This is a genomic window from Moorena sp. SIO3B2 (genome assembly GCF_010692525.1).
In the GTDB taxonomy this organism is placed as follows: Bacteria; Cyanobacteriota; Cyanobacteriia; order Cyanobacteriales; family Coleofasciculaceae; genus Moorena; species Moorena producens.
This window is the reverse complement of the sequence record NZ_JAAHHE010000515.1, coordinates 1-3,694: the sequence shown is the minus strand read 5'-3', so window position 1 is coordinate 3,694 and position 3,694 is coordinate 1. Positions and strand designations below refer to the sequence as shown.

Annotated in this window: 1 protein-coding gene; it reads left to right on the top strand. The window is 40.3% G+C overall.

The window, feature by feature from the left end; genetic code table 11:
- Positions 1-36: 36 nt before the first annotated feature.
- On the top strand, positions 37-3,072 hold the full coding sequence (locus F6K38_RS37205) for a right-handed parallel beta-helix repeat-containing protein (RefSeq protein WP_287360032.1): 3,036 nt from the start codon (positions 37-39) through the stop codon (positions 3,070-3,072).
- The last annotated feature ends 622 nt before the right edge of the window (positions 3,073-3,694 follow it).

Genomic DNA, 3,694 nt, shown 5'->3' with positions numbered 1-3,694 from the left:
TATTTTTTGTCGTTTTACCGAAAATACTTTTAGACTGTGACAAGTAATTTTAATTCAAATAAAACCGTAGTTGTTGCTAAATCGGATAGGGCTGACTACACAACAATTGGCGAGGCGATTAAAAATGCCCAACCTGAAACCAGAATTTTAGTAAAGCCAGGGATTTATAGAGAAAGTATTGTTATTGATAAATCTCTAGAAATTTTAGGAGATGGGAAAGTCTCCGATATTGTTATTGAGGGCACTAATCTGAACTGCATTCTGATGCAAACAGACTATGCAATAGTGCGAGGCTTAACTTTGCGAGAATGCAGTGTAGGTGTGTGTGTCCCCAAGGGACAGTTAATTCTTGAAGATTGTGATCTGACCGCCTATGACTGTGGTATAGTTATTTGTGATTCTAAAGCAAATCCCATTATTCGTCGCTGCTGTATTCATGATGGGCAAGGTAACGGGATTCAGATTCAAGATAATGGTCAAGGAGTAATAGAAGACTGCGACATCTATGGCAATACTTATCTAGGAGTGCAGATCACTACAGGTAGCAATCCCATGCTCCGTAACTGTCGTATTTATGATGGTAAAGGAACCGGAATTTGGATTACAGACAATGGATTAGGAACCCTAGAAGACTGCGACATCTATGGCAATACTTATCCAGGAGTGTCTATTGATACAGGTAGCAATCCCATTATCCGTAACTGTCGTATTTATGATGGTAAAAGTTTCGGAATTTGGATTACAGACAATGGATTAGGAACCCTAGAAGACTGCGATATCTATGGCAATACTAGTCTAGGAGTGGGGATCACTACAGGTAGCAATCCCATTATCCGTAGCTGTCGTATTTATGATAGTAAAAGTTTCGGAATTTGGATTACAGACAATGGATTAGGAACCCTAGAAGACTGCGATATCTATGGCAATACTGATCCAGGAGTGCAGATCACTACAGGTAGCAATCCCACGCTCCGTAACTGTCGTATTTATGATGGTAAAGGATACGGAATTTGGATTAAAGACAATGGATTAGGAACCCTAGAAGACTGCGATATCTATGGCAATACTGATCCAGGAGTGCAGATCACTACAGGTAGCAATCCCACTATCCGTCACTGTCGTATTTATGATGGTAAACAAACCGGAATTTGGATTCAAGACAATGGATTAGGAACCCTAGAAGACTGCGACATCTATGGCAATACTTATCCAGGAGTGTTTATTGATACAGGTGGCAATCCCATGGTCCGTAACTGTCGTATTTATGATGGTAAACAAACCGGAATTTGGATTACAGACAATGGATTAGGAACCCTAGAAGACTGCGACATCTATGGCAATACTGCTCCAGGAGTGTGTATTGGTACAGGTAGCAATCCCACGGTCCGGCACTGTCGTATTTATGATGGTAAACAAACCGGAATTTGGATTCAAGACAATGGATTAGGAACCCTAGAAGACTGCGACATCTATGGCAATACTGCTCCAGGAGTGTGTATTGGTACAGGTAGCAATCCCATGGTCCGTAACTGTCGTATTTATGATGGTAAACAAATCGGAATTTTGATTCAAGACAACGGATTAGGAACCCTAGAAGACTGCGACATCTATGGCAATACTGCTCCAGGAGTGCAGATCACTACAGGTAGCAATCCTACTATCCGTAGCTGTCGTATTTATGATGGTAAACAAATCGGAATTTTGATTCAAGACAATGGATTAGGAACCCTAGAAGACTGCGATATCTATGGCAATACTGATCCAGGAGTGTTCACCGATACAGGTAGCAATCCCACGCTCCGTAACTGTCGTATTTATGATGGTAAAAGTTTCGGAATTTTGATTATAGACAACGGATTAGGAACCCTGGAAGACTGCGACATTTATGGTAATTATTATGACGAAGTGGGGATCACTACAGGTAGCAATCCCACTATCCGTCGCTGTCGTATTCATGATGGTAAAAAAGACGGAATTTGGATTACAAACAATGGATTAGGAACGATAGAAGACTGCGATATCTATGGTAATACTTATCGAGGAGTGCAAATATCGAAAGGTAGCAATACCACGATTCGTAGCTGTCGTATTTATGATTGTAAACAAAGCGGAGTTTGGATTACAGACAATGGATTAGGAACGATAGAAGACTGCGACATCTATGGCAATACTTATTCAGGAGTGCAGATCGATAAAGGTAGCAATCCCATGCTCCGTACCTGCCGTCTTTATGATGGTAAACAAACCGGAATTTTGATTATAGACAATGGATTAGGAACCCTAGAAGACTGTGACATCTATGGCAATACTTATCGAGGAGTGGAGATATCTAAAGGTAGCAATCCCACGCTCCGTAACTGTCGTATTTATGATGGTAAAAGTTTCGGAATTTTGATTATAGACAACGGATTAGGAACCCTAGAAGACTGCGACATCTATGGTAATACTTATTCAGGAGTGGTTATCTCTGAAGCTAGCAATCCCACTATCCGTCGCTGTCGTATTTATGATGGTAAAGGAAACGGAATTTGGATTAAAGACAATGGATTAGGAACCCTAGAATACTGCGACATCTATGGTAATACGAGTCTAGGATTGCAAATTAATAATAACAGTAATCCTACTCTCCGTCGCTGTCGAATTGAAAAACATCCTTTTCCAGGAATTCAAATTGAAGAAGGATGTAATCCATTGTTTCGTCGCTGTATTCTTAAGAGTAATAGACCATTCTATTTAGGAATTGCTGGTATACTAAGTCTTTCTATTGCCATACCTGTAGCTATAGCTAGGGGTTTGGTAATTACTCCCACTATAGCTGTAGCCTTAGCTGTGATTGGATTTGTATTTTACAAACTGCGTAAAAATAGGTTTAATAAACAATATATTATCGAAATAATATCTCTCACCCTAGTATTAGGTGCAAATTTAGGATTAACTTTTTTGCTAAGTTTTAATATTTATAGCTGTTTAGCTTCATTGGTAACGGGTTGGCTCTGGCAAAGTAGGCTTTTTAAGCCACTTTTTAAGCAATCTAAGTTAATATCTAAGTATCAGATTAATAGATTGCCTTAATGAAATTATTTTTCCCTCAACTATGTCCTAAATTTTGAGGCATGATCAGTTTTAAAGACTGGGCAATTATCAATAAGCATAAGTTAATAACATGAGGTGAATTCGGACTTTTTCAGTCCAATTCGTTGACTGTCGGAAATTTCAGCAATTTTTGATGATCGTGCATACGCCTTCAGCCGTGTTGATCGCGCTATCATTCACATTGGCAAGCTTAAGCTGTGGATAACTATAGCGCTAGTTAAGGCTTTAGCCCAATTAGTTTGCTATCGTGAATTTTAACAATTTGGGATGATCGCGATCGCATAAGCGCGGAAGCTGAGGCCTTTGGCCACGCTTTGCGAACGCTTCATCGCGTAGCGTGACTGCATTTCAATCGCACTAGCAATCACAATGCGCGATAGTTATCGAAAATTCCAGCAATTTTGGAGTCGGCGCGATCGCATAAGCGCGGAAGCTGAGGCCGTAGGCCACGCTTTGCGAACGCTTCATCACGTAGCGTGACTGCATTTCAATCGCACTAGCAACAGCAACAAAGCCGTGAAAATCCTTTACTGTCAGAAATTACAGCAATTTGGGATAATCACAATAGCGTTAGCTTGAGCAACGCGCGATAGTTATCAAA